Genomic DNA, 20,331 nt, shown 5'->3' on the forward strand with positions numbered 1-20,331 from the left:
TTGGTCAGCTCTCCTGATTTTTCTACTCTTCATGGGCGGGCAGCAGGCTTGGGCGCAAACCCCGGTTAAGCTGACGACGGGTACTTACACCCAAACCTTCGATGCGATAGGCACCACCGCCACGGCCACTGTGCCAGCAGGCTTTGTCTTTTCCAGCGAAGCGGCGCCAGCCTACAACTTCAGCACTAATTACACCACCACCACGGTCGTGGCAAACGGCAACAATTTCACTGCTGGTGGCACCTACAACTTTGCGGCGGCTACTGGTTCTACTGACCGCGCCATTGGCTTTCTGGCTAGTGGTACCTACATGCCGCCCCGCCACATTCTGCTGGCTATTCAGAATACAACGGGCGCGGTCATCCAAGACTTAGAAATTCAATTTGCGGTAGAAAAATACCGCACTAACACACGGCCTTACGATTGGAAGTTTTTTACGGGCCTCGATGGCACGACTTGGACTTCGCAGCCAAATGGCGACGAGCGGTTTGACGCCGGAACCAGTACCTACCACTATCCCCCCGTTTCAACTACTAAGCAAGTGGCAATCCTGGGCGTGAACCTTGCGCCAGATGCTATTTACTACCTGCGGTGGAGCTACCAGAGCGGCGAATCGCTGGTAACCAACGCCCAGGGGATTGGCCTGGATGACGTCACCGTTACGGCAACGTTTGAGGGGGGGACGCCGCCCACGCCGGGCGCGGCCATTACCACCGGCGCAGTTTCGCCTACTTCGTTTTGCGTAACCAGCAGCGCGCCCAGCTCTGCCTTCAACGTAGCCTTCACCAACACGGGCACGCTCACCGGCACCTACCAGGTGCAGCTGTCCGATGCCAACGGCGTCTTCGCCAGCAGCACCACCACCGGCATCATTGGCAGCGGCAGCAGCTCGCCGATTTCGGCCACCATTCCGGCTGGCACGCCCAGCGGCAGCAAGTACCGCGTGCGCGTCCTCAACGATGCCCCCGCCACCTTCGGCTCCAACAACGGCGCCGACCTGACCATTGGCCAGACGCTGACTGATAATCCCGTTGCCGTTGCGCCCAGCGCGGCTCAAGCTGTTGCCACTACCGGCACCGGCGCCATGCTCACGGCCAGCGCCGCATCGGGCTCCACTTATGTGTGGAAGTACAGCACCAGCGCGACCGGCCCGTTTACTTCGGCCATTGCCGGTGCTACCAATGCCGCGTACCAACTCAAAGGCGCCGATTTTCCGAGCGCCGGCAAGTATTACCTCGTTGCCCAGGCCACCGTTAGCAGCAGCTGCGGCACGGCCACCGGCGAGAGTGCACCCATCGAAGTTACCGTGACGGCGCCCGTTGTTACGCCCGCTCTCACGGTTTCGACCGCCAGCCTACCCGACTTCAACTCCGTAGCGGTAGGCGCCGGCTCGCCGCTGAAAAGCTTCACGGTGAGCGGCACCAGCCTCACCGACATTGTCCGCATCACGCCCCCGGCTGGTTTCGAAATCCGGACCGGTACCAACCCCTTTGCCTGCTGCACCATCGAACTGACGCCCGTGGGGGGCAACGTGCCCAGCACCACCATTGAAGTGCGGTTTGCACCCACCGCGGCCCAAAACACCCAGGCCAGCATTCCGGTGGCCAGCAGCGGCTTTCCTAGCCAGGACGTAGCCGTTTCGGGCACCGGCGTTGCGGCTGTGTTCCCGGCCACCCTCGCCACCGCCGCCGTTACCGAACTGACTGCCACCACGGCCACCGCTGGTGGCACCGTAGCCACCGATGGCGGCAGCGCCATCACGGCCCGCGGCGTGGTGTGGTCCAAAACTGAAAACCCAACCCTGGGCAACACCACCAGCGCCAGCACCACCGACGGCTCCGGCACCGGCGCCTTCACCAGCGCCCTCAAAGACCTGCTGCCCGGCACCACCTACTTTGTGCGGGCCTACGCCACCAATGACGTGAGCACTGCCTACGGCCAGGAGTTCACCTTCACCACCGTGGAAGTACCCCTCGCCACGGAGCCCACGGCCTCGGGCACGCTCTCGGCCAGCCTCGTCACGGGCACCAGCATGCAGCTGAACCTGACGGGCGGCAACGGCAGCAAGTACCTGGTGATTGCCCGCCTCGGCAGCCCTGTCGACGTGCTGCCCACTGATGCCACCACCTACGCGGCCGATGCTGAATTCGGCAAAAGCCGGTCGTTGGGCGGCGGGCAGTTTGTAGTGCACAACGGCACGGCTACCACCGTAGCCCTCACCGGCCTGCGCCCCAACTCGGCCTATCACTTCGCGGTTTTTGCTTTCAACGACAACAACGGCACGCTTTACGCCGAAAACTACCTCACCACCAACCCCGGCACGCTCACGCAGAGCACCGAGGCGCTGCCCGCAACCCTGTTGCTGGAAGAGAATTTCGAGTACGCCAGCGGCGCTTTGCTGACGGCTAACAACTGGGGCGCGCACAGCGGAGCAGGCACAAACGCTGTTGCCGTCAATCCGACTAATCTTTCTTACGCCGGCTACGGTCCGAACAGCGGGCGCGCCGCCACCCTCAGCGGTTCGGGCGAAGACGTGAACCGCACCTTCGAGAACGTGTATGCCCGCACGCCCGTCTACGCTTCGTTCCTAGTGAACGTGAGCAGCGTAAATGCCACCGGCGATTACTTCTTCATGCTGAGCCCCAAGCCTGTTAGCGGCACCTTCCGCAGCCGCGTAAGCGTGCGCCGCGCCGCCAACGGGAAGCTGCAGTTTGGCATTGCCAGCGGCACCGGCACTGTTTCCTACACCGAAGCCATTTACGATGTAGCCACCACCTACTTGATGGTGGTGAAATACACCTTCGACGAGGTAGGCAACGAAGCCCAGCTCTTCATCAACCCCACCACCGATACCGATACCGAGCCCGCTACCGCTACGGCGGTGGCCACCGAAACCGGCACCACGCCCGGCGCTCCCAACGACCACATCGGAGCGGTGGCCCTGCGCCAGGGCGCCGCAACCAACTCTGCTACCCTGGTAATTGACGGCATCCGCGTGGGCACCACCTACAAGGCCGTGAAAACCGGCGTCACCTGCGAGCCCGCCGTGCTGGCAGCCCTCGCCAACCTGACGGCCACGGCCCCCGCCAACCGCTGCGATGCCTCGGTGGCCTTCGCCGCCACGGCTGCCGGCGACCCCGAGCCCACCATCAGCTACTCCATCCTGAAGAACGGCGTGGCCACGGCCATCACCTCGCCCTACCTCTTCCCGGTAGGCACCACCACCGTCACGGCCACCGCTACCAACCGTTGCGGCACCGATGCCAAAACCTTCACCGTGACCGTGGAAGACAAGCAGGCGCCCATCGCCCTAACCCGCAACCTGACCGTGGCCCTAGCCAACGGCACGGCCACCATCACGGCCGCGCAAGTCAACAACGGCAGCACCGATGCTTGTGGCCTCGCCACGCTGGAACTGAGCAACACCCGCTTCACCTGCGACAGCATTGGCCAGCGCAAAGTGACCCTGACCGTGACCGACACCCACGGCAACACCGCCACCGCCACGGCCACCATCACCGTCACGGGCACCATCCCCACGCCCACCATCGCCGTGAAGCCTGCTTCCAATGAGTTCACGGGCGGCGTGGCCACCAACCTCTACATCGGCTACGGCCCGCAGAGCGTGACGCTGGCCGCGGCCAGTGGCGTGAGCTACCAGTGGAGCCCCGTGAAAGGCCTGACCAACACCAGCAGTGCCAACGCTGTGTTCACGGCTACCACGCCGGGCACGTTTGTTTGCACGGTCACGGCCACCAGCGCTTCGGGCTGCACCGCTACCCAGCGCGTGACCCTGGTAGTGACCGATATCCGCTGCGGCAACATCACCGACAAGAACCCCAAGGTGCTTGTGTGCCACCGCGGCAAGCCCCAGTGCGTGGCCGCCAAAGAAGTGCCGAGCTACCTGAAGCAGGGCGGCACCCTCGGCGACTGCAGCATTCCGGTGGCCAGCGCCACTGCTTCGGCTACCGCCCAGACCAGCAGCGCGGCAGCCCGCGAGTCCCTGCCCACGGCCGGCGCCCCCGTGTTCGAAGCCTACCCCAACCCCTTCACCGAGCGCACCGTGGTGCACTTCCGGGCTGGTAGCACCGGCCCCGCTCAGCTGCAGCTCTACAACGCGCTGGGGCAGGTAGTGAAGACGTTCTACAACGGCACCGCCGTGGAAGGGCAGGACTACGAGTTTGCCCTGGAGGGCGCCACCCTGGCGGCCGGCGTGTACACAGGTCGACTATTAATTAATGGAAAAGTGCAAACGCTGCGCGTGGTACTTACCAAATAGAGCAACTCATTTATTAAGCACAAAAAAAGGGGCCGATGTGGCCCCTTTTTTTGTGCCCAGCCACCCGCAAAGGCATTTCGCTATGCCATTGGGAACCTCGCTCCCACGCCTTTATGGCGTTGGCCGACCAGCCCCCACTAGCCCCGCATCTCGACTTAAACAAACGGGAAGCATTGATAGCGAATACGAATGCATTTTTTTTAGGAAGTTATCCGTGGAAAATGGTTTACCGTATGTGTTGTCCAGATTCATTGAACATTACCATTTCGTTACGCTTATGATGCCTGAACTAGACCGTGATATTCTCACGGGCCTAAACGACATTGCCATTCAATCAACCGCCATTAGCGAATTTTACCGATTCGTTGCCGACAACAACCTGCTCAAAGCCGGCCTTTTTATGGGCGGCATCTGGTGGCTGTGGTTTCAGCGGTATCCCACGCAGGAAATTGTCATTCGCAACCGTCAGATAATCATCGGAATTTTAGTGGGTTGCCTGGTGGGCATGTGCATTGCCCGCTCCCTCACGCACCTGCTGCCCCACCGCGTGCGGCCCCTCCACAACACCGAGCTGGCCCTGAAGCCGCCCCTGGAAACGCCGCCCATTATAGACGACAGCACTTCTTTTCCCAGCGACCACGCCACGCTGTTCTGTGCCCTGGCGGCAGGGTTCTTCTTCATCTCGCGGGGGCTGGGCCTGATGGCCATGCTCTACGCCATTTTCTTTATCTGTTTCCCGCGGGCCTTCCTGGGCTACCACCACGCCAGCGACCTGCTGGCCGGCGCCCTCATCGGCATTGCCACCGCCGTGCTGGCCAATTTGCCGGCGCTTCGGGAAAGGCTCTATCGGCCCGTGCTGGCGTGGCAGCGGCGCTACCCGGGCGTGTTCTACGTAGGCTTGTTTCTGATGACGTATCAGATTAACGACTTGTTTAATAGCACGCGCAGCATCATGGGCTACATGTCCAGCCTGGTTAAATAAGCAGCGCATTGCCGCATTGCCACCACGCCGCCGGCGGGCCGAGCTATCAGCGGCCCAGCCGGCGGCGTGTTTGTTTAGCCGCCAGGTAGGACCTTTGCCCCGGCACCTGCCTCACTGCTTATGAAACTGCTCCTGGTAGAAGACGAACCTAAACTGGCCTCCTTCATCAGAAAAGGGTTTGAAAACGAGGGCTATGAAATTGAGGTGGCCTACGATGGCCGCACCGGCCTCTCGCTGGCCCAGAAGCAGCCCTACGACCTGGTAATTCTCGACGTCAACCTGCCCCACATCAATGGCTTTGAGCTCTGCCGGCTTCTCAAGCAGCAGGCCCCGGCCCAGCCCGTGCTCATGCTCACGGCTCTGGACAGCCTCGACGACAAAGTCTCCGGCTTCGAAGCCGGCACCGACGATTACCTCGTGAAGCCCTTTGCCTTTCAGGAGCTGCTGATGCGCACGCGGGTGCTCACCCGCCGCTACGTAGATGCCGCCGCCAGCCAGCGCGTGCTGCGCGCCGCCGACTTGGAGCTGGACCTGGAGCGCAAAACCGTGACCCGCAGCGGGCAGCGCATTGACCTGACAGCCAAAGAATACTCACTGCTGGAGCACCTGCTTCTCAACCGCGGCAAAGTCGTGTCGCGCGTCGACATCGCCGAGCGGGTGTGGGAGCTCAACTTCGACACCAATACCAACGTCATCGACGTGTATGTGAGCCACCTGCGCAAAAAGCTCGACAAGGGCTACGACGTGAAGCTGATTCACACCATTGTGGGCATGGGCTACGTGCTGCGGGAAGGGTAGGGGCCATGCTGATTCGCAACAAGCTCATTCTGCGTTTTACCCTGTTGGTACTGGTCATTCAGCTGTGCCTGTCGGGGTTCATTTATTACTTCTACGCCAACTCCCGCCAGCAGCGCTTCGCCAACCGCCTGCAAGGCAAGGCCATGATGACCACGCGCCTGCTGCTGCGAGAGCAGGGAATAAACGAGGATTTTGAGCGCAACTTTCGGCGGCGCGACCTGCTCACCATTGCTCAGGAACAGGTGAGCATCTTCGGGCCCGACGGCCGCTTGCTCTACAGCAGCGCCGATAGCCTGAACCAAGCCGCCAACGCGGCGCAGCTGCGCCGGGTGCAGCGCGGCCAGCCGGTAACGTTTCGCGACGGAGCGCTGGAGGCCATCGGCATGTACTTCGAGTTCAACGGCCAGCCCTACCGCGTATTCGCTGCCGGCCTCGACGAGTTTGGGCACCAGCAGCTGGAAAAGCTGCTCCTGATATTGCTGGTAGGCAACGTGGGCGGGCTGGTGCTCATCGTGCTGGCCGGCTGGTATTTTGCCGATGAGGCCCTGCGGCCCATTGCCCGGGTGGTGCAGCAGGTGGAGAAAATAACCGCCAGCCGCCTCAGCAACCACGTGGACGAAGGCAACGGCACCGACGAAATTGCACAGCTGGCCATCACCTTCAACCGCATGCTCACGCGGGTGGGGCAAGCCTTCGAGATGCAGAAAAGCTTTCTCTCGCACGCTTCCCACGAGCTGCGCACGCCCCTAGCCACCCTGCAGGGCACTCTGGAAACCTCCCTGGCCTACGACCAAACCCTACCCGAAGCCAAGCAGAGCCAGGAAACCGCCGTGGAGGAGCTCAAAAAAGTCATCGACCTCACCAACGGCCTGCTGGCCCTGGCCAAGGCCGACGACGCGACTTTCCCTCGCGAGCCCGTGCAGCTCGACGAATGCCTGGAGCGCGCCCTGCAGGCCACGGCCGCCGCGTATCCGGCGCACAAGCTGCAGCTGGAATACGGTACCACGCCCGAGGAAATTGAAGACCTGTTTCTGGTCGCCGGCAACGGCCAGCTGCTCACCACCGCCCTCGTGAACCTGCTGGACAATGCCTGCAAGTACTCGGCCGGCCCGGTGCAGGTGCTGCTGGGCTACGACACACCCAAGCAACTCAGCGTGACCATTGCCGACGCCGGCATCGGCATTGCCGACGAAGACCTGCCCCGGGTGTTTGAGCCCCTCTACCGGGCCGGCAACGGCAAGAGCCGCCCCGGCTACGGCATCGGCTTGGCCCTCACCAAGAAGATAATCGAGCTGCACGGCGGGAGCATCGTACTCACTTCGGCTTTGGGCATGGGCACCACCGCCACGCTAACGCTGCCAGCTACTGGGGCTTAGTAAAGCCCCACCGTTTGGGCTTGTCCTTACCCTCATTTTAGGTCTTGCTCCGGTCCGACCGCCCTAGGCGGTCCGACCGGTTGGCGAGCGGCGGAAATCGTTGTTCCGACAACCGGCCGAACCGCCTAGGGCGGTCGGACCGGACCGTTTCAGCGCCCAGCGTTAAAAGGTGGCAAGGCCCGCCGCTTGTGCAGGGCCATGAATGCCCAACCAGTTGGTGCGCCATTTTTCAGCGGTTCTTTAATGTCTTATAATGTCGCGTTCATACCGTTTTAATGTCGCTCATCCTCCTTTGTAGGCTGAACGTGCAAAACGCTATGGAACGGAATAACCGCAACCGCTTGCTGCTCGGTCTGTTGCTGGGAGCGCTGATGCTGTCGACCGCCCTGAATTTCTTCTTTCTGAAGCAACAGACGGCGCAGCCGCTTAACTACGAGCTGGAAGCTGGCCTGCCGGCCTCCATGACGGAGATGGCCTTGCTGCGGGCCCGGGCCGAACTAGCCGAATGCCAGCGCCAGCACGTGAAGCCCGATTCTTTAACCATCGCGGCCCAGGTACAGGACGATGAGCAACCATAGCGCCTTTTTCAGCCCAATTCGCTCGCTTTTCCGCTAAGCCCATCGTTCACGGCCGATTCCCACCCTCCCGAAAGTTCAACTTAATTCATGCTTCCCTTGCTCCCCCGCCAGCAACACGTACTTGATGCCCTGAATGCCTGCATCGCCGCCTGCGAAATCCAAACCGTTGATGGCCTAGATTACCCCGATACCCACCGCAGCGTTCGCCTCAGCCGCGACTGCGCCGACCTGTGCCGGTTGGCTGCCGCCTTCGTCCTGCGCGGGGCCGAGCACACGCCGCACATCCTGCGCGAATGCGCCGAGCTCTGCCGTGTCTGCGCCGACGAGAGCACACAGTTTTCCTACGAAGCATTCCGCAAATGCACCGACACCTGCCGCCGCGCCGAAGACGCCTGCCGCACGGCATTTGTGCGGTCTGCAGTGCCAGCTTAGGCGTTGTAATATGTACAAAAGCGGGGTTTACGTGTCGGCCTCGCGTCTGTCATGCTGAGCTTGCGAAGCATCTTATCGCGTTGTGACGACTCGTTCCGCGGTGAGAAGATGCTTCGCGAACTCAGCACGACAGACGCGAGGAAACAGCGATGGATAGCCGTTTCAACTGGTACAAATCAGTTCACTATCACAACCGCAGCATAGCCAGTTGCTGCGGCTCTGTTTTGAAGTAAAGCGGCTTTTTTTAATGTTTTTTAATGCCGTTGTAATTCTGTTCTAATGTCAGGCGGGCACTTTTGGGCACTCTGATGCGGAAATCCGCACCTGCTCAAGCCCCGCCTCATGCCACTTGCCCCGTCCATTCTTCGCGTTTTGCCCCCTTGGTTACTGGTGCCCTTGTTGTGCCTGGGCCTAGGTAGCTGCGGCAGCAAAGAAGAGGCTGATACGTCGGCTGAGGTAGAGGAGGCCCGGAGCTTGCCAGTCGCCCGGCTCGAAGCCCGCGACACCGTACTTACCCGCGACTACGTGGCCCAGATTCAGGCGGTGCGCAACGTGGAAATACGGGCCCGGGTACCGGGGTTTCTCGAGCAGATTTACGTAGATGAAGGCCAGGCCGTGCGCAAGGGCCAGCCGCTGTTCCGCATCAACGACGCCGAGTACAAAACCCGTCTTGCGCGCGCTCAGGCAGCCTTGAGCACCGCTACGGCCCAGGCCCGCGTGGCCCGGCTGGAGCTGGACCGGGTGAAGATTCTGACCGAGAAAAACATCATCACCAAGAGTGAGCTTGACGTGGCCCGGGCCAATATGCGGGCCGCCGAGTCGCGCACCGACGAGGCGCGGTCGACGGCCAAAAACGCGGCGCTGCAAGTGAGTTTCACCACGGTTCGCGCGCCCTTCGATGGCGTGGTGAACCGCGAGCCGCTCAAAGTGGGCAGCCTGCTCGACAACGGCACCCTGCTCACCACGGTGTCGGACACGCGGCAGCTTTATGCCTACTTCAACGTGTCGGAAATGGAGTACCTGGAGTACACCAAAACCCGGCGCCAGTCCGCCAAAGGTGGCGACGTGGTGCGGCTGGTGCTAGTAGACGGCACCCTCTACACCCCGCCGGGCAAGATTGAAACCGTAGAAAGCGAGTTCGACGCCAGCACGGGCTCCATTGCCTTCCGGGCCCGTTTCGACAACCCCAAAAAGCTACTCAAGCACGGCGCCACCGGCAAGGTGCGCATGAGCAACGAAATAGAAAACGCCCTGCTCGTGCCGCAGAAAGCCGTGTTTGAGGTGCAGGACAAAAACTACGTGTACGTGGTCGACCAGAAGGGAGAAGTGAAGCGCAAGAGCTTCGTGCCGCAGGCCCGGGTGTCGGCTTTCTACGTGGTGAAAGAAGGGCTGGAGGCCGGCGATAGGGTGGTGTGCGGGGGCATTCAGGACCTGCGCGATGGCAACCGCATCACCGCGCAACCGGTCACGATGCAGAGCATGCTGGCCTCCGCTCCTTAACTGCTAACCCCGCTTTCGGGCCGCGGCGAGGCGCGGCAGTTGTAACCCGCTATTTCGCTTGCCATGTTCGATATATTCATTCGCCGGCCAGTTTTGTCGCTGGTTATTTCGCTGTTTTTCGTGCTGCTGGGGGCGCTGGCCTTCTTCACGCTGCCCGTGACGCAGTTTCCGGACATTGCGCCGCCGTCCGTGACGGTGCGGGCCAAATACAACGGCGCCAACGCCGAGGTGTGCGCCAAGGCTGTGGCCATTCCGCTGGAGCGCGCCATCAACGGCGTGCCGGGCATGACCTACATCCAGACCGTGACCAGCAACAACGGCACCACGCTCATCACAGTGTATTTCGAAGTGGGCGTGGACCCCGATATCGCCGCCGTGGCCGTGCAAAACCGCGTGTCGACGGTGATTGACGAGCTGCCGCAGGAGGTAATCCGCAACGGCGTGATGACCGAGAAGGAGGTGAACTCCATGCTGATGTACATCAACCTGGTGAGCGACGACCCCGCTGCCGACGAGCAGTTTATTTACAACTTCGCCGACATCAACCTGCTCAACGAGCTCAAGCGCATCAAGGGCGTGGGCCTGGCTGAACTCATGGGCAACCGCGAATATTCCATGCGCGTCTGGCTCAAGCCCGACCGCATGCTGGCCTACCGCATATCCGTCGACGAGGTGGTGGCCGCCATTCAGCAGCAGAACATTGAGGCGGCGCCCGGCCGCACCGGCGAAAGCGCCGGCCGCGCCCCGCAGGTGCTGCAGTACGTGCTGCGCTACACCGGCAAGCTCGACAAGCCCGAGCAGTACCGCAACATCGTGGTGCGCGCCGACCCCGACGGCTCAGTGCTACGCCTCCAAGACGTGGCCGACGTGGAGTTTGGCGCCCAGACTTACCGCATGGAGTCCAAGACCAACGGCCGGCCCTCGGCGGCCATCCGGCTCAAGCAGCTGCCGGGCTCCAACGCTTCGGAAATCATCGAAAACATTAAAACCCGCATGGCGGAGCTGAAAAAATCCAGCTTCCCGCCCGGCATGAACTTCATTGTGAGCTACGACGTGTCGCGCTTCCTCGACGCCAGCATCCACGAAGTGCTGCGCACGCTGGTGGAGGCGTTTTTGCTGGTGTTTGTGGTGGTGTACATCTTCCTGCAGGACTGGCGCTCTACGATGATTCCGGCGCTGGCCGTGCCGGTGGCCCTGGTCGGTACGCTGGCGTTTATGCAGATGCTGGGCTTTTCGATTAACCTGCTCACGCTGTTTGCTCTCGTGTTGGCTATCGGTATTGTGGTCGATAACGCCATTGTGGTGGTGGAAGCCGTGCACGCCAAGATGCACGAGGAACATATGGGGCCACGTGAAGCCACGTTTGCGGCCATGAATGAAATTCGCGGGGCGCTGGTGGCCATCACGCTGGTGATGTCGGCGGTGTTTGTGCCGGTGGCGTTTCTGTCGGGGCCGGTGGGCGTGTTCTACCGGCAGTTTTCGCTCACGTTGGCCATTTCCATCGTCATTTCGGGCATTAATGCGCTGACGCTGACGCCGGCGCTGTGCGCACTGCTGCTCAAGGAAATACCAGCCGACGACGAGCGCAAGGGCTGGCTGGGCCGCTTCTTCGCGGGCTTCAACCGCAAGTACGAGGCGTTTGCGGAGCGCTACCAGGGGCTGGTGCGCTGGCTGTCGAGCCGCCGGCTGGTAACGGCGGCGCTGTTGCTGGGCTTTTTCGGGGCCACCTGGGGCATCAACCGCGTGCTGCCGTCGGGCTTTATTCCGTCCGAAGACCAGGGCATGGTATACATCAACGTGACCGCGCCGGCCGGAGCCACGCTGGAGCGCACCACCGCCGTGCTCAACGAAGTGCAGCGCATTGCTCAGAAGCTCAAGCCCGTGGAGTCGGTGTCGACCCTGGGCGGCTTCTCGCTGATGAATGACGTGTCGGGCTCCAGCTACGGCATGGGCATGATTAACCTCAAGCCCTGGGACCAGCGCACCGAGTCGGTGCAGGACATCATGACCCAGCTCACGGCCAAAACCCGCCACATTACCGACGCGCAAATTCAGTTTTTCACGCCGCCCACCGTGCCGGGCTTCGGCAACGCCGGCGGCTTCGAGATGCAGCTGCTGGACCGCACCGGCCGCGGCGACCTGCAGGAAACCGACCGGGTGGCCCAGCGCTTCCTCACGGCCCTGAACAAGTCGCCGGCCGTGGAAGGCGCCTTCACCGGCTTCGACCCGAAATTTCCGCAGTACCTCATCAAGGTCGATGCCGACCTGGCCGCCAAAAAGGGCGTGAACGTGGCCCAAGCCATGAACACGCTCCAAACCTTCATGGGCGCCAACTACATTTCCAACTTCATCCGCTTCGGGCAGATGTACCGCGTCATGATTCAGGCCGACCCGCGCTACCGCGGCAAGCCCGAGGACGTGCTAGCCCTCTATGTGAAAAACAGCCGCGGCGAAATGGTGTCCTGTGCCACGTTCATGCGCATCGAGCGCATTTACGGCCCCGAGCAGCTCACCCGCTACAACCTCTACAACGCCGCGCAGTTCAACGGCGACGCCGCCCCTGGCTACAGCTCTGGCGACGCCATCCGGGCCGTGGAACAAGTGGCAGCCAAGGAATTGCCGCGCGGCTACACCTTCGAATGGAGCGGCATGACGCGCGAGCAAATCCTGAGCGGCGACCAGGCGATGTACGTTTTTCTGCTGGTGCTGGTGTTCGTGTACCTGCTGCTGGCGGCGCAGTACGAAAGCTTCGTGCTGCCGCTGCCGGTGCTGCTGAGCCTGCCCACCGGCATCTTCGGCTCCTTCCTGTCGCTGAAGCTGCTGGGCCTCGAAAACAACATCTACGCCCAGGTGGCCCTCATTATGCTCATCGGCCTGCTGGGCAAAAACGCCATTCTCATCATCGAGTTTGCCGTGCAGCGCCGCAACGAAGGCGCCTCCGTGCTCGATGCGGCCGTGGAAGGGGCGCGGTCCCGCCTGCGGCCCATTCTGATGACGTCGTTCGCCTTCATCGCGGGCCTGATTCCGCTGTGCGTGGCCACGGGCGCCGGGGCGGTGGGCAACCGCTCTATCGGCACGGCGGCGGCAGGTGGCATGCTCATCGGCACGCTATTCGGCGTGGTGCTCATTCCGGGGCTGTATGTGCTGTTTTCGAGGGATAAAAAGCCTTCCAAGAAGGATAAGGAGCCGCTGACGGGGCTGGAGGAGGCGCCGGCTGCTGAGGAAAAGGTGGCGGCTACGGCTTGATGGCAAATCGCCCAGACGGCGCGCCTCACCCCCCGGCCCCCTCTCCGCAGGAGAGGGGGAGCCTGATGGAAAAATGTAGCTCAAATCATGAGCTACAAGATGTTTTTGAAAGCTGATTATGTTTCTGATTAACCCTTCTATAAATGCAGCCTTTTTTAGTCGTCTGGCTCCCCCTCTCCCTCGGAGAGGGGGCCGGGGGGTGAGGCGAACGTTCGCGCAACTCCTGGTAGTTAGCCTAATAACCATATTCACCGGCTGTCAGTCCGTAGCCCCACCGGTCATCACGCCCCGCGCCACTGCCACTCCCTCCACCTTCGCCAGCACCGCCACCCCAACCACCACCGACACTCTCACCCTGGCCAAACTTCCCTGGCGCCGATTCTTCGGCGACTCGGCCCTCGTAACCCTCATCGACACTGCTCTGCACGCTAACCCTGACCTGCTCGTGGCCGTGCAGCGCGTGGAAATAGCCCGCGCTGGCTTGCTGGCGGCCCGCGGCGCGCTGCTGCCTAGCGCGAGCGTCGGGGCCGTCGCCGGCTTTGACCGGTTTGCCGACTACGCGGCCCAGGGCCAGACCAGCACCAACGACGGCCGGGAGTTGCCCAACGGAGTACCCAACTTTTCCCTAGGCTTGCAAAGCGCTTGGGAAATCGACCTCTGGGGTAAGCTGCGCAACCGCCGCCAAGCGGCCTTTGCGCGCGTGCTGGCCAGTGAGCAAGGCCGCCGCCTGGTGCAAACTGCCCTCATCGCCCAGGTAGCCAGTCTCTACTACGAGCTGCTCACCTACGACAACCAACTGGCCGTGCTGGGCAAAAACCGCGCATTGCAGGAGCGAGCCGTCGAAATAGTGAAGCTCCAGAAGCTGGGCGGCCGGGCCACTGAGCTGGCGGTGCAGCAGTTCACGGCTCAGCTCTTGCGCACCCGCAGCCTTGAAATCGAAGCCCGCCAGCGCATTGCGGCCACCGAAAACACCCTCAACCGCCTGCTGGGCCGCTACCCGCAGCCCATCCGGCGGGGCCTGCCCCTGAACCTGCAGCAGCTGCCGGCCCAGGTAGCCGCTGGCCTGCCCACCACCATGCTTCTGCGCCGGCCCGATGTGCAGCAGGCCGAGCTGGAACTGGTAGCGTCCCGCGCCGACGTAGCCGCCGCCCGCGCCGCCTTCTTGCCCTCGCTCACGCTGGGGCCGTACATCGGGCTGAATGCCTACTCGCCCGCGCTGCTGTTCCAGACGCCCGGCTCGCTGGCCTTCGGCCTGCTCGGCGGCCTCTCGGCCCCGCTACTCAACCGCAGCCTGTTCCGGGCCGACTACCGCCGTTCGGCCGCCCAGCAACGGGCCGCTTACTGGAGCTACCAAAAAGCTGTGCAAACTGGCTTCGAGGAAGTAACCACCAACCTGAATGGCTTGGAAAACTACCGCCGCGTGGCCGACCTGCGCCAGCAGGAAGTGGCCGCCCTCACCCGCGCCGTCGACGTGTCCAACGACCTCTACCGGGCCAACTACGCCAACTACCTCGAAGTGGTGACGGCCCAGCGCAGCGTGCTCGACGCCGAGCTCATCCTCACCGACACGCGCCGCCAGCAGTTCCTGCTGCTCATCGACCTCTACCGGGCCCTGGGCGGCGGCTGGGACGCCCAGCCAACGGCAGACGTCCGGTAGGGGAGGGCAGAAGCAGCGCCTGGCCACCGCAGGGTGGAAAACTTCAAAAAGTTCTTCGTTGGTGTAAGTCCCGGGCGGGCATTTGTAACTTGGCCGTGCAAGAACATGTGCTGCCACTTACGGCTTGTATGCACCCGTATCCGGTTCGGATGCGGTTGTAGTTGCCTCAAACGTACTTTCCGTGCCCTCTTACGCCTCACCGCCCGCCGCTCCCACGCCCACTTCAAACGCCCTGTTTCCGGTGTTTTTGAAGTTGGAGCATTTCCGGGTGTTGCTGGTGGGCGGCGGGCAGGTGGGGCTGGAAAACCTGACTGCCATTCTGCACAACAGCCCCAACACGGCGGTGCAGGTGGTGTCGCCGAGCGTGCTGCCGGCCCTAACAAGCCTGGCGGCCCGGCACCCGCAGGTGCAGGTGCACGTGCGGCCCTTCTGCGATGCAGACCTCGACGACCAGGACTTTGTGTTTGTCGCGACCAACAACCCCGAGCTCAACCGCCACATCAGCGCCGAGGCGGCGGCCCGCCGCATTCTGGCCACCGTGACCGGGGCGCCCGACGAGTGCGACTTCTACCTGGCCTCGGTGGTGCAGAAGGGCGATTTGAAGGTGGCCATCTCCACCAACGGCAAAGCGCCCTCGGTGGGCCAGCGCCTACGCAACGTGCTTGAAGACGCGCTGCCCAACGAGCTGCCCAATGTGCTGCACCAAATGGCCATCATCAGCCACCGGCTGAAAGGCGACGTGGCCCAGCGCATCAAGGAGCTGAATGCCGTGACCGCCGAGCTGGCCTACGGCCCCGCCTACGAAACCCCCGCCACGGCCTACTGGCGGCGCGTGGCCACGGGCGCACTGGTCACGTTTGCGTTGTTCATCGTGCTCAACATCCTGTCTTACTACATCACCCTGCCGCAGGCCTGGGCGTGGCTGAGCAGCTCCAAAACGTTCTACATGTTTGTGGTGGTGGGCTTTGTGGCGCAGCTCATCGACGGGCTGCTGGGCATGGGCTACGGCGTGGTGTCGGCCATCAGTCTGATGTCATTGGGCCTGAGCCCGGTGGCGGTGAGTGCCAGCATTCATACGGCCGAGATGTTTGCCAGCGGCGCGTCGGGCTACCAGCACTACCGCTTCGGCAACGTGAACAAGCGGCTTTTTCGGGCTCTGCTGCTGCCCGGCGTGGCCGGCTCCTTAGCCGGGGCCCTGCTGCTCACCTACTTTGGGGAAAAATACGCGGAGTTGGTGAAGCCAATTCTGGCGGTATACCTGCTGCTATTGGGCTTGCGCATCATTGGCAAAGCCTTCCGCAAGCGGCAAGACAAGCGCCGCAAGGTGAAAAATGCCGGCTGGCTGGCCGGCGCGGGCGGCTTCCTCGACTCGTTTGGGGGCGGCGGCTGGGGGCCGCTGGTTACCAGCACGCTCATTGCCAACGGCCGCACGCCGCAGTACGTCATCGGCACGGTGAGCCTGGTGGAGTTCTTCGTCACGTTTGCCAGCGCCTTCACCTTTTTCGCCCTCATCGGCATTTCGCACTGGCAGATTGTGGCCGGGCTGATTGTGGGCGGGGTGGCGGCGGCGCCGTTTGCGGCCCGGCTGGCCGGCCGCATCCCCACCCGCTGGATGTTCCTGGGCGTGGGCACCATGGTTATTCTGTGGAGCCTGTGGGCGCTGCGGAAGCTGTTTTAAGCGACGGAATTTGGAAGCAGGTTGCGCCCGGCCGCTTTGTCGGTAGCGGAGAGGAGTTGGCTTAAAACCCAAAAGTCAGGAGAGAGCAGAAGGGTTTGCGGCGGGGCGGAGGCCTTCTTTGCGGCACTACGCTGCATGGCCGAGGGGCTGGACCGCGTAGTGGCTGCTCAGCTTACTGAAAGCCAGGTATTAACCAACCACATGCACGTTGCCATGCGCAAAAGTTTTCTGCAAGCCCTGCTGCTGGGCGGCCTCAGTTTATGCTCCGTACCCGCCCGGGCCCAGGCTCCCAAGCACACATTTGCGCTGGGTTCGGAGCATTTTCTGCTCGATGGCCAGCCGTTTCAGATGATATCGGGCGAGCTGCACTACCCGCGCATTCCGCGCGAAGTGTGGCGTGCGCGCCTCAAAATGGCCAAGGCCATGGGCCTGAATACTATTGGCACCTACGTGTTCTGGAACGCCCACGAGCCCCAGCCGGGCAAGTACGATTTCTCGGGCAACCACGACGTGGCCGCCTTCGTGAAAATGGCCCAGGAAGAAGGCCTGTGGGTGGTGCTGCGCCCCAGCCCCTACGTGTGCGCCGAGTGGGAATTTGGCGGCTACCCCTACTGGCTGCAAACCGTGCCCGGGCTGAAAGTGCGCAGCCAGGAGCCGCAGTTCGTGGCCGCCTACCGCCGCTACATTCAGGCCGTGGGCAAGCAGCTAGCCCCCCTGCAGGTGAACCACGGCGGCCCCGTGCTGCTGGTGCAGGTCGAAAACGAGTACGGCTCCTACGGCAACGACAAAGCGTACCTGGCCCTCAACAAAAAGCTGTTTGAAGAAGCCGGTTTCGACGGGCTGCTCTACACCTGCGACCCGGTGAAGGACGTGGCCGATGGCCACCTGCCCGCCCTGCTGCCCGCCGTCAACGGCACAGACAAGCCCAGCCAAATTCGGCAGCTGGTGCGCGCCAACCACAGCGGCAAAGGCCCATACTACGTGGCCGAATGGTACCCCGCCTGGTTTGACTGGTGGGGCACGCCGCACCACACCGTGCCCGCCGAGAAATACACGCCCGGCCTCGATTCGGTGCTGCAGGCCGGCATGTCCATCAACATGTACATGTTTCACGGCGGCACCACCCGCGGCTTCATGAACGGGGCCAACTACAAGGGCGGCACCTCCAACTACGAGCCCCAGATAAGCAGCTACGACTACGACGCGCCCCTCGATGAAGCCGGCAACGCCACGCCCAAATTCCACGCCTTCCGGCAGGTGATTGCCAAGTATCGGCCAGCCGGGCAGCCCTTGCCGCCCGTGCCCACCGCCCGCCCCGCCGCCGCCTTACCGGCCCTGCAGCTCGGCCGCGCCGCCAGCCTGCTCAGCCAGCTGCCGGCGCCCGTGGCCAGCCCCACGCCCCTCACCTTCGAGGCCCTGAAGCAAGACTACGGCTTTGTGCTGTACCGCGCCACCGTGCCCGGCGGCAGCACCCAAACCCTGAAGATTACCGACCTGCGCGACTACGCCGTGGTGCTCGTGAATGGCCAGCGCGTGGGCACCCTCGACCGCCGCCTGCGCCAAGACAGCCTACAAGTGGCCCTGCCCGCCGGCTCGGTGCAGCTCGACATTCTGGTCGAAAACATGGGCCGCATCAACTTCGGCAAGTACCTGCTCGAAAACACCAAGGGCATCACCCAAAGCGTGCGCCTGGGGAGGCAGGAAGTAAAGAACTGGCGCATGTACCGACTGCCGTTCAGCCAGGCCCCCGCGCTGACCAAGCCCGCCACGCAGAGACCGGCCGCCACGGCGGCCCCGGTGCTCCGCTCAACTACTTTCTCCGTGGCCCAGCCCGCCGATACCTACCTCGACATGCGCGCCTGGGGCAAAGGCTGCGCGTGGGTAAACGGCCACAACCTGGGCCGCTACTGGGCCATTGGCCCGCAGCAAACGCTGTACGTGCCTGCCGAGTGGCTGAAAAAGGGCAAGAATGAAGTCACCGTGCTCGAATTGCTCAAGCCGGACCAAGCCACCCTCACCACCCTCGACCACCCCATTCTCAACGAGCTGCGGCCCTGAGGCTGAGCTCAAGGGAGAAAGCCGGCCCAACGAGTATTATTTGGCCGGGAGCACCAGCACCGGAATCTTGCTTTCGAGTAGCACCTGTGCCGTGACGCTGCGGTGGAACAGGTTGCCCATGAAGCTGCGCTGCCGGGCAATGAGCACCACCAGGTCGAAGTCTTTGGGCTGCGCCGCGTGCAGGATGCCCGCCGCCACGTCCTCATTCACCAGTGTGCGCGTGCCTACGGGCGGCAGCTCCAGCGCCAGGCCCGTGCGGAGCACCGAGTCGAGCACGGAGGGCGGCAGCTCGCCGCTGTGCCTGTCGGGCATCACGTGGCCCACCACCAGCTCAGCCCCGAGGGCCGCCAAAAACTGGCGGGCGCTGCCGGCGTGCTCGCCCAGCGTAAAGTTTTCGCCATCAACAACCAGCAGCACGCGCCGCGGCGGGGCCGTGCTTTCTACCGAGTGCGGCACTACCAGCATGGGGTAGGGGGTGGTGCGCAGGATGTCCAGCGAAGTCGTTTCCACCAGCTCATTGGGCGTGCCCGAGTGGTCGGCGCGGCCCAGCACCACCAGCTGCGGGTGGTGGCGGGTCACGGCGTCGGCCACGGCAAAGGCGATGCGGCCGTGCCCTACTTCGGCCACCACCGGCACCGGCAGGTGGCTGGCCACGCCGTTGAGGGCCAGGTCCATGGCTTCCTGGCTTAGGTTCGAGAGCTGGCCCGTGAACATCTCGGGGTCGAGGATGGAGTCGCGGCGCACGTGCAGCAGCACCAGCCGGGCCTTCAGCGGCACGGCCAGGTTGGTGGCGTAGTCCAGCGCCCGGTTGGCCGCCTGAAAAAAGTCGGTGAGAATAAGCAGGGAAGCGGCCATGGGCAGGAGTGAGGATAGAGCTGGAAACAACAGCAAAGTACCGGCCCGTGGGGCAATCATCACTTGCGTAAAGTCGGCCGCAAACCTGATTTTAGTCATGTGCGCCGGGCGGGTCTGGCTGCCGCCCGCCAAGTTCGGGCTAGTGCTTTCTTCACTGCGCAATGAGGAAGAGTATGATAAAAGTCATGTGGTGAAGTAATCATTGTCAGAGCATTGGCAGTGGTATGGGGCGAATTTTGGATTGTCCTTACCGTCCACCGCGGGGTGCGCCCCGCTCACTACTTCGCCATGCTTACCTCACTTCGGCCCCTGCCCAACACCGCCCAGCCCGCCGCCCCCGAAAGCCTGCTGCCACAGCAGCCCGACGAAGCCCTGGAACAAGCCGTGCGCACTCTGTTTCGGCAAGACCCGCAGCTGCCCGCTTTTGAAGCGCGGGTGCAGGCCCACCACGGAGTAGTGACGCTGGTGGGCGTGGTGGGCACCCTGCGCACCCGGCAGGCCGCCGAAGAAAAGGTGCGCCGCGTGGCCGGCGTGTGGCACGTGCACAACCTCCTGAAGGTGCGCCCCAGCCAGCCGAGGCCCGCGGCTGCCGGCCGCCCTCAAGCGGGCGCCTCTCCAAAGTAGTTTTTCATCCCACCCTTTTCCCATTCGCTATGAAAACGTCTGGATTTGCAACTTCCCGCGCCCGCTCATATTACGGCCGTTCTGCCGGCGCATCGCTGGCTATCAGCTCCGAAGCCCTGCGGCGCACGCAGGAGGCCGATGCCGCCCTGGCGCTGGACCACTGGGGCTACGAGCAGTCGGGCCCGGCGGCCGGTTCGCAGTCAACCGACAAGTCCCGCTGGCCCCAGGCGCCGGCCCCTGCCGCTTCTCCATCTTATTAATAAGCATT

General features: G+C 63.0%; 14 protein-coding genes. 13 read left to right on the forward strand and 1 reads right to left on the reverse strand.

What is annotated here, in order from left to right:
* The first annotated feature begins 31 nt into the window (after positions 1–31).
* From BMZ66_RS18200 to BMZ66_RS18250, 11 genes are all read left to right on the forward strand, one after another.
* On the forward strand, positions 32–4,279 hold the full coding sequence (locus BMZ66_RS18200; protein ID WP_092676922.1) for a T9SS type A sorting domain-containing protein: 4,248 nt from the start codon (positions 32–34) through the stop codon (positions 4,277–4,279).
* 277 nt (positions 4,280–4,556) lie between these two features.
* Positions 4,557–5,261, forward strand: a complete 705-nt coding sequence (locus BMZ66_RS18205; RefSeq protein ID WP_177204795.1) for a phosphatase PAP2 family protein — start codon at positions 4,557–4,559, stop codon at positions 5,259–5,261.
* 120 nt (positions 5,262–5,381) lie between these two features.
* Positions 5,382–6,059, forward strand: a complete 678-nt coding sequence (locus tag BMZ66_RS18210) for a response regulator (protein WP_092676926.1) — start codon at positions 5,382–5,384, stop codon at positions 6,057–6,059.
* Between the two features lie 5 nt (positions 6,060–6,064).
* Positions 6,065–7,435 (forward strand): HAMP domain-containing sensor histidine kinase, encoded by a 1,371-nt coding sequence (locus BMZ66_RS18215; RefSeq protein WP_092676928.1) that lies wholly within the window; start codon positions 6,065–6,067, stop codon positions 7,433–7,435.
* Between the two features lie 317 nt (positions 7,436–7,752).
* Complete coding sequence (locus BMZ66_RS18220; RefSeq protein WP_092676930.1) at positions 7,753–8,013, forward strand: hypothetical protein; 261 nt, start codon at positions 7,753–7,755, stop codon at positions 8,011–8,013.
* 87 nt (positions 8,014–8,100) lie between these two features.
* Positions 8,101–8,445, forward strand: a complete 345-nt coding sequence (locus BMZ66_RS18225; protein WP_092676932.1) for a four-helix bundle copper-binding protein — start codon at positions 8,101–8,103, stop codon at positions 8,443–8,445.
* Between the two features lie 372 nt (positions 8,446–8,817).
* Positions 8,818–9,945, forward strand: coding sequence for an efflux RND transporter periplasmic adaptor subunit (locus BMZ66_RS18230; RefSeq protein WP_234795152.1), 1,128 nt, complete (start codon positions 8,818–8,820; stop codon positions 9,943–9,945).
* A 63-nt stretch (positions 9,946–10,008) separates the two neighbouring features.
* The gene (locus BMZ66_RS18235; RefSeq protein WP_092676936.1) at positions 10,009–13,191 is read left to right on the forward strand and encodes an efflux RND transporter permease subunit; all 3,183 of its coding nucleotides are present in this window, start codon (positions 10,009–10,011) and stop codon (positions 13,189–13,191) included.
* Positions 13,192–13,390: 199 nt separating this feature from the next.
* A complete protein-coding gene (locus BMZ66_RS18240) occupies positions 13,391–14,848 on the forward strand; it encodes an efflux transporter outer membrane subunit (protein WP_234795153.1) in 1,458 nt (485 codons plus the stop codon).
* Positions 14,849–15,029: 181 nt separating this feature from the next.
* The gene (locus BMZ66_RS18245) at positions 15,030–16,526 is read left to right on the forward strand and encodes a TSUP family transporter (protein WP_177204796.1); all 1,497 of its coding nucleotides are present in this window, start codon (positions 15,030–15,032) and stop codon (positions 16,524–16,526) included.
* Between the two features lie 213 nt (positions 16,527–16,739).
* Positions 16,740–18,584 (forward strand): glycoside hydrolase family 35 protein, encoded by a 1,845-nt coding sequence (locus BMZ66_RS18250; RefSeq protein WP_092677136.1) that lies wholly within the window; start codon positions 16,740–16,742, stop codon positions 18,582–18,584.
* Between the two features lie 36 nt (positions 18,585–18,620).
* Here BMZ66_RS18250 and BMZ66_RS18255 read toward each other — a convergent pair whose 3' ends face one another.
* Positions 18,621–19,601 carry a universal stress protein gene (locus tag BMZ66_RS18255; RefSeq protein ID WP_092676943.1) on the reverse strand — a complete coding sequence of 327 codons (981 nt, stop codon included), beginning with the start codon at positions 19,599–19,601 and terminating at the stop codon, positions 18,621–18,623.
* 126 nt (positions 19,602–19,727) lie between these two features.
* Between BMZ66_RS18255 and BMZ66_RS18260 the strand changes: the two genes are divergently transcribed.
* Together BMZ66_RS18260 and BMZ66_RS18265 are read left to right on the forward strand one after the other, a co-directional pair.
* Positions 19,728–20,063: a BON domain-containing protein gene (locus BMZ66_RS18260; protein WP_143080275.1), complete on the forward strand. Its 336-nt coding sequence runs from the start codon at positions 19,728–19,730 to the stop codon at positions 20,061–20,063.
* A gap of 29 nt (positions 20,064–20,092) precedes the next feature.
* On the forward strand, positions 20,093–20,323 hold the full coding sequence (locus BMZ66_RS18265) for a hypothetical protein (protein ID WP_092676947.1): 231 nt from the start codon (positions 20,093–20,095) through the stop codon (positions 20,321–20,323).
* Positions 20,324–20,331 lie beyond the last annotated feature (8 nt).

The sequence above is a fragment of the Hymenobacter arizonensis genome (genome assembly GCF_900115775.1).
Lineage (GTDB): Bacteria > Bacteroidota > Bacteroidia > Cytophagales > Hymenobacteraceae > Hymenobacter > Hymenobacter arizonensis.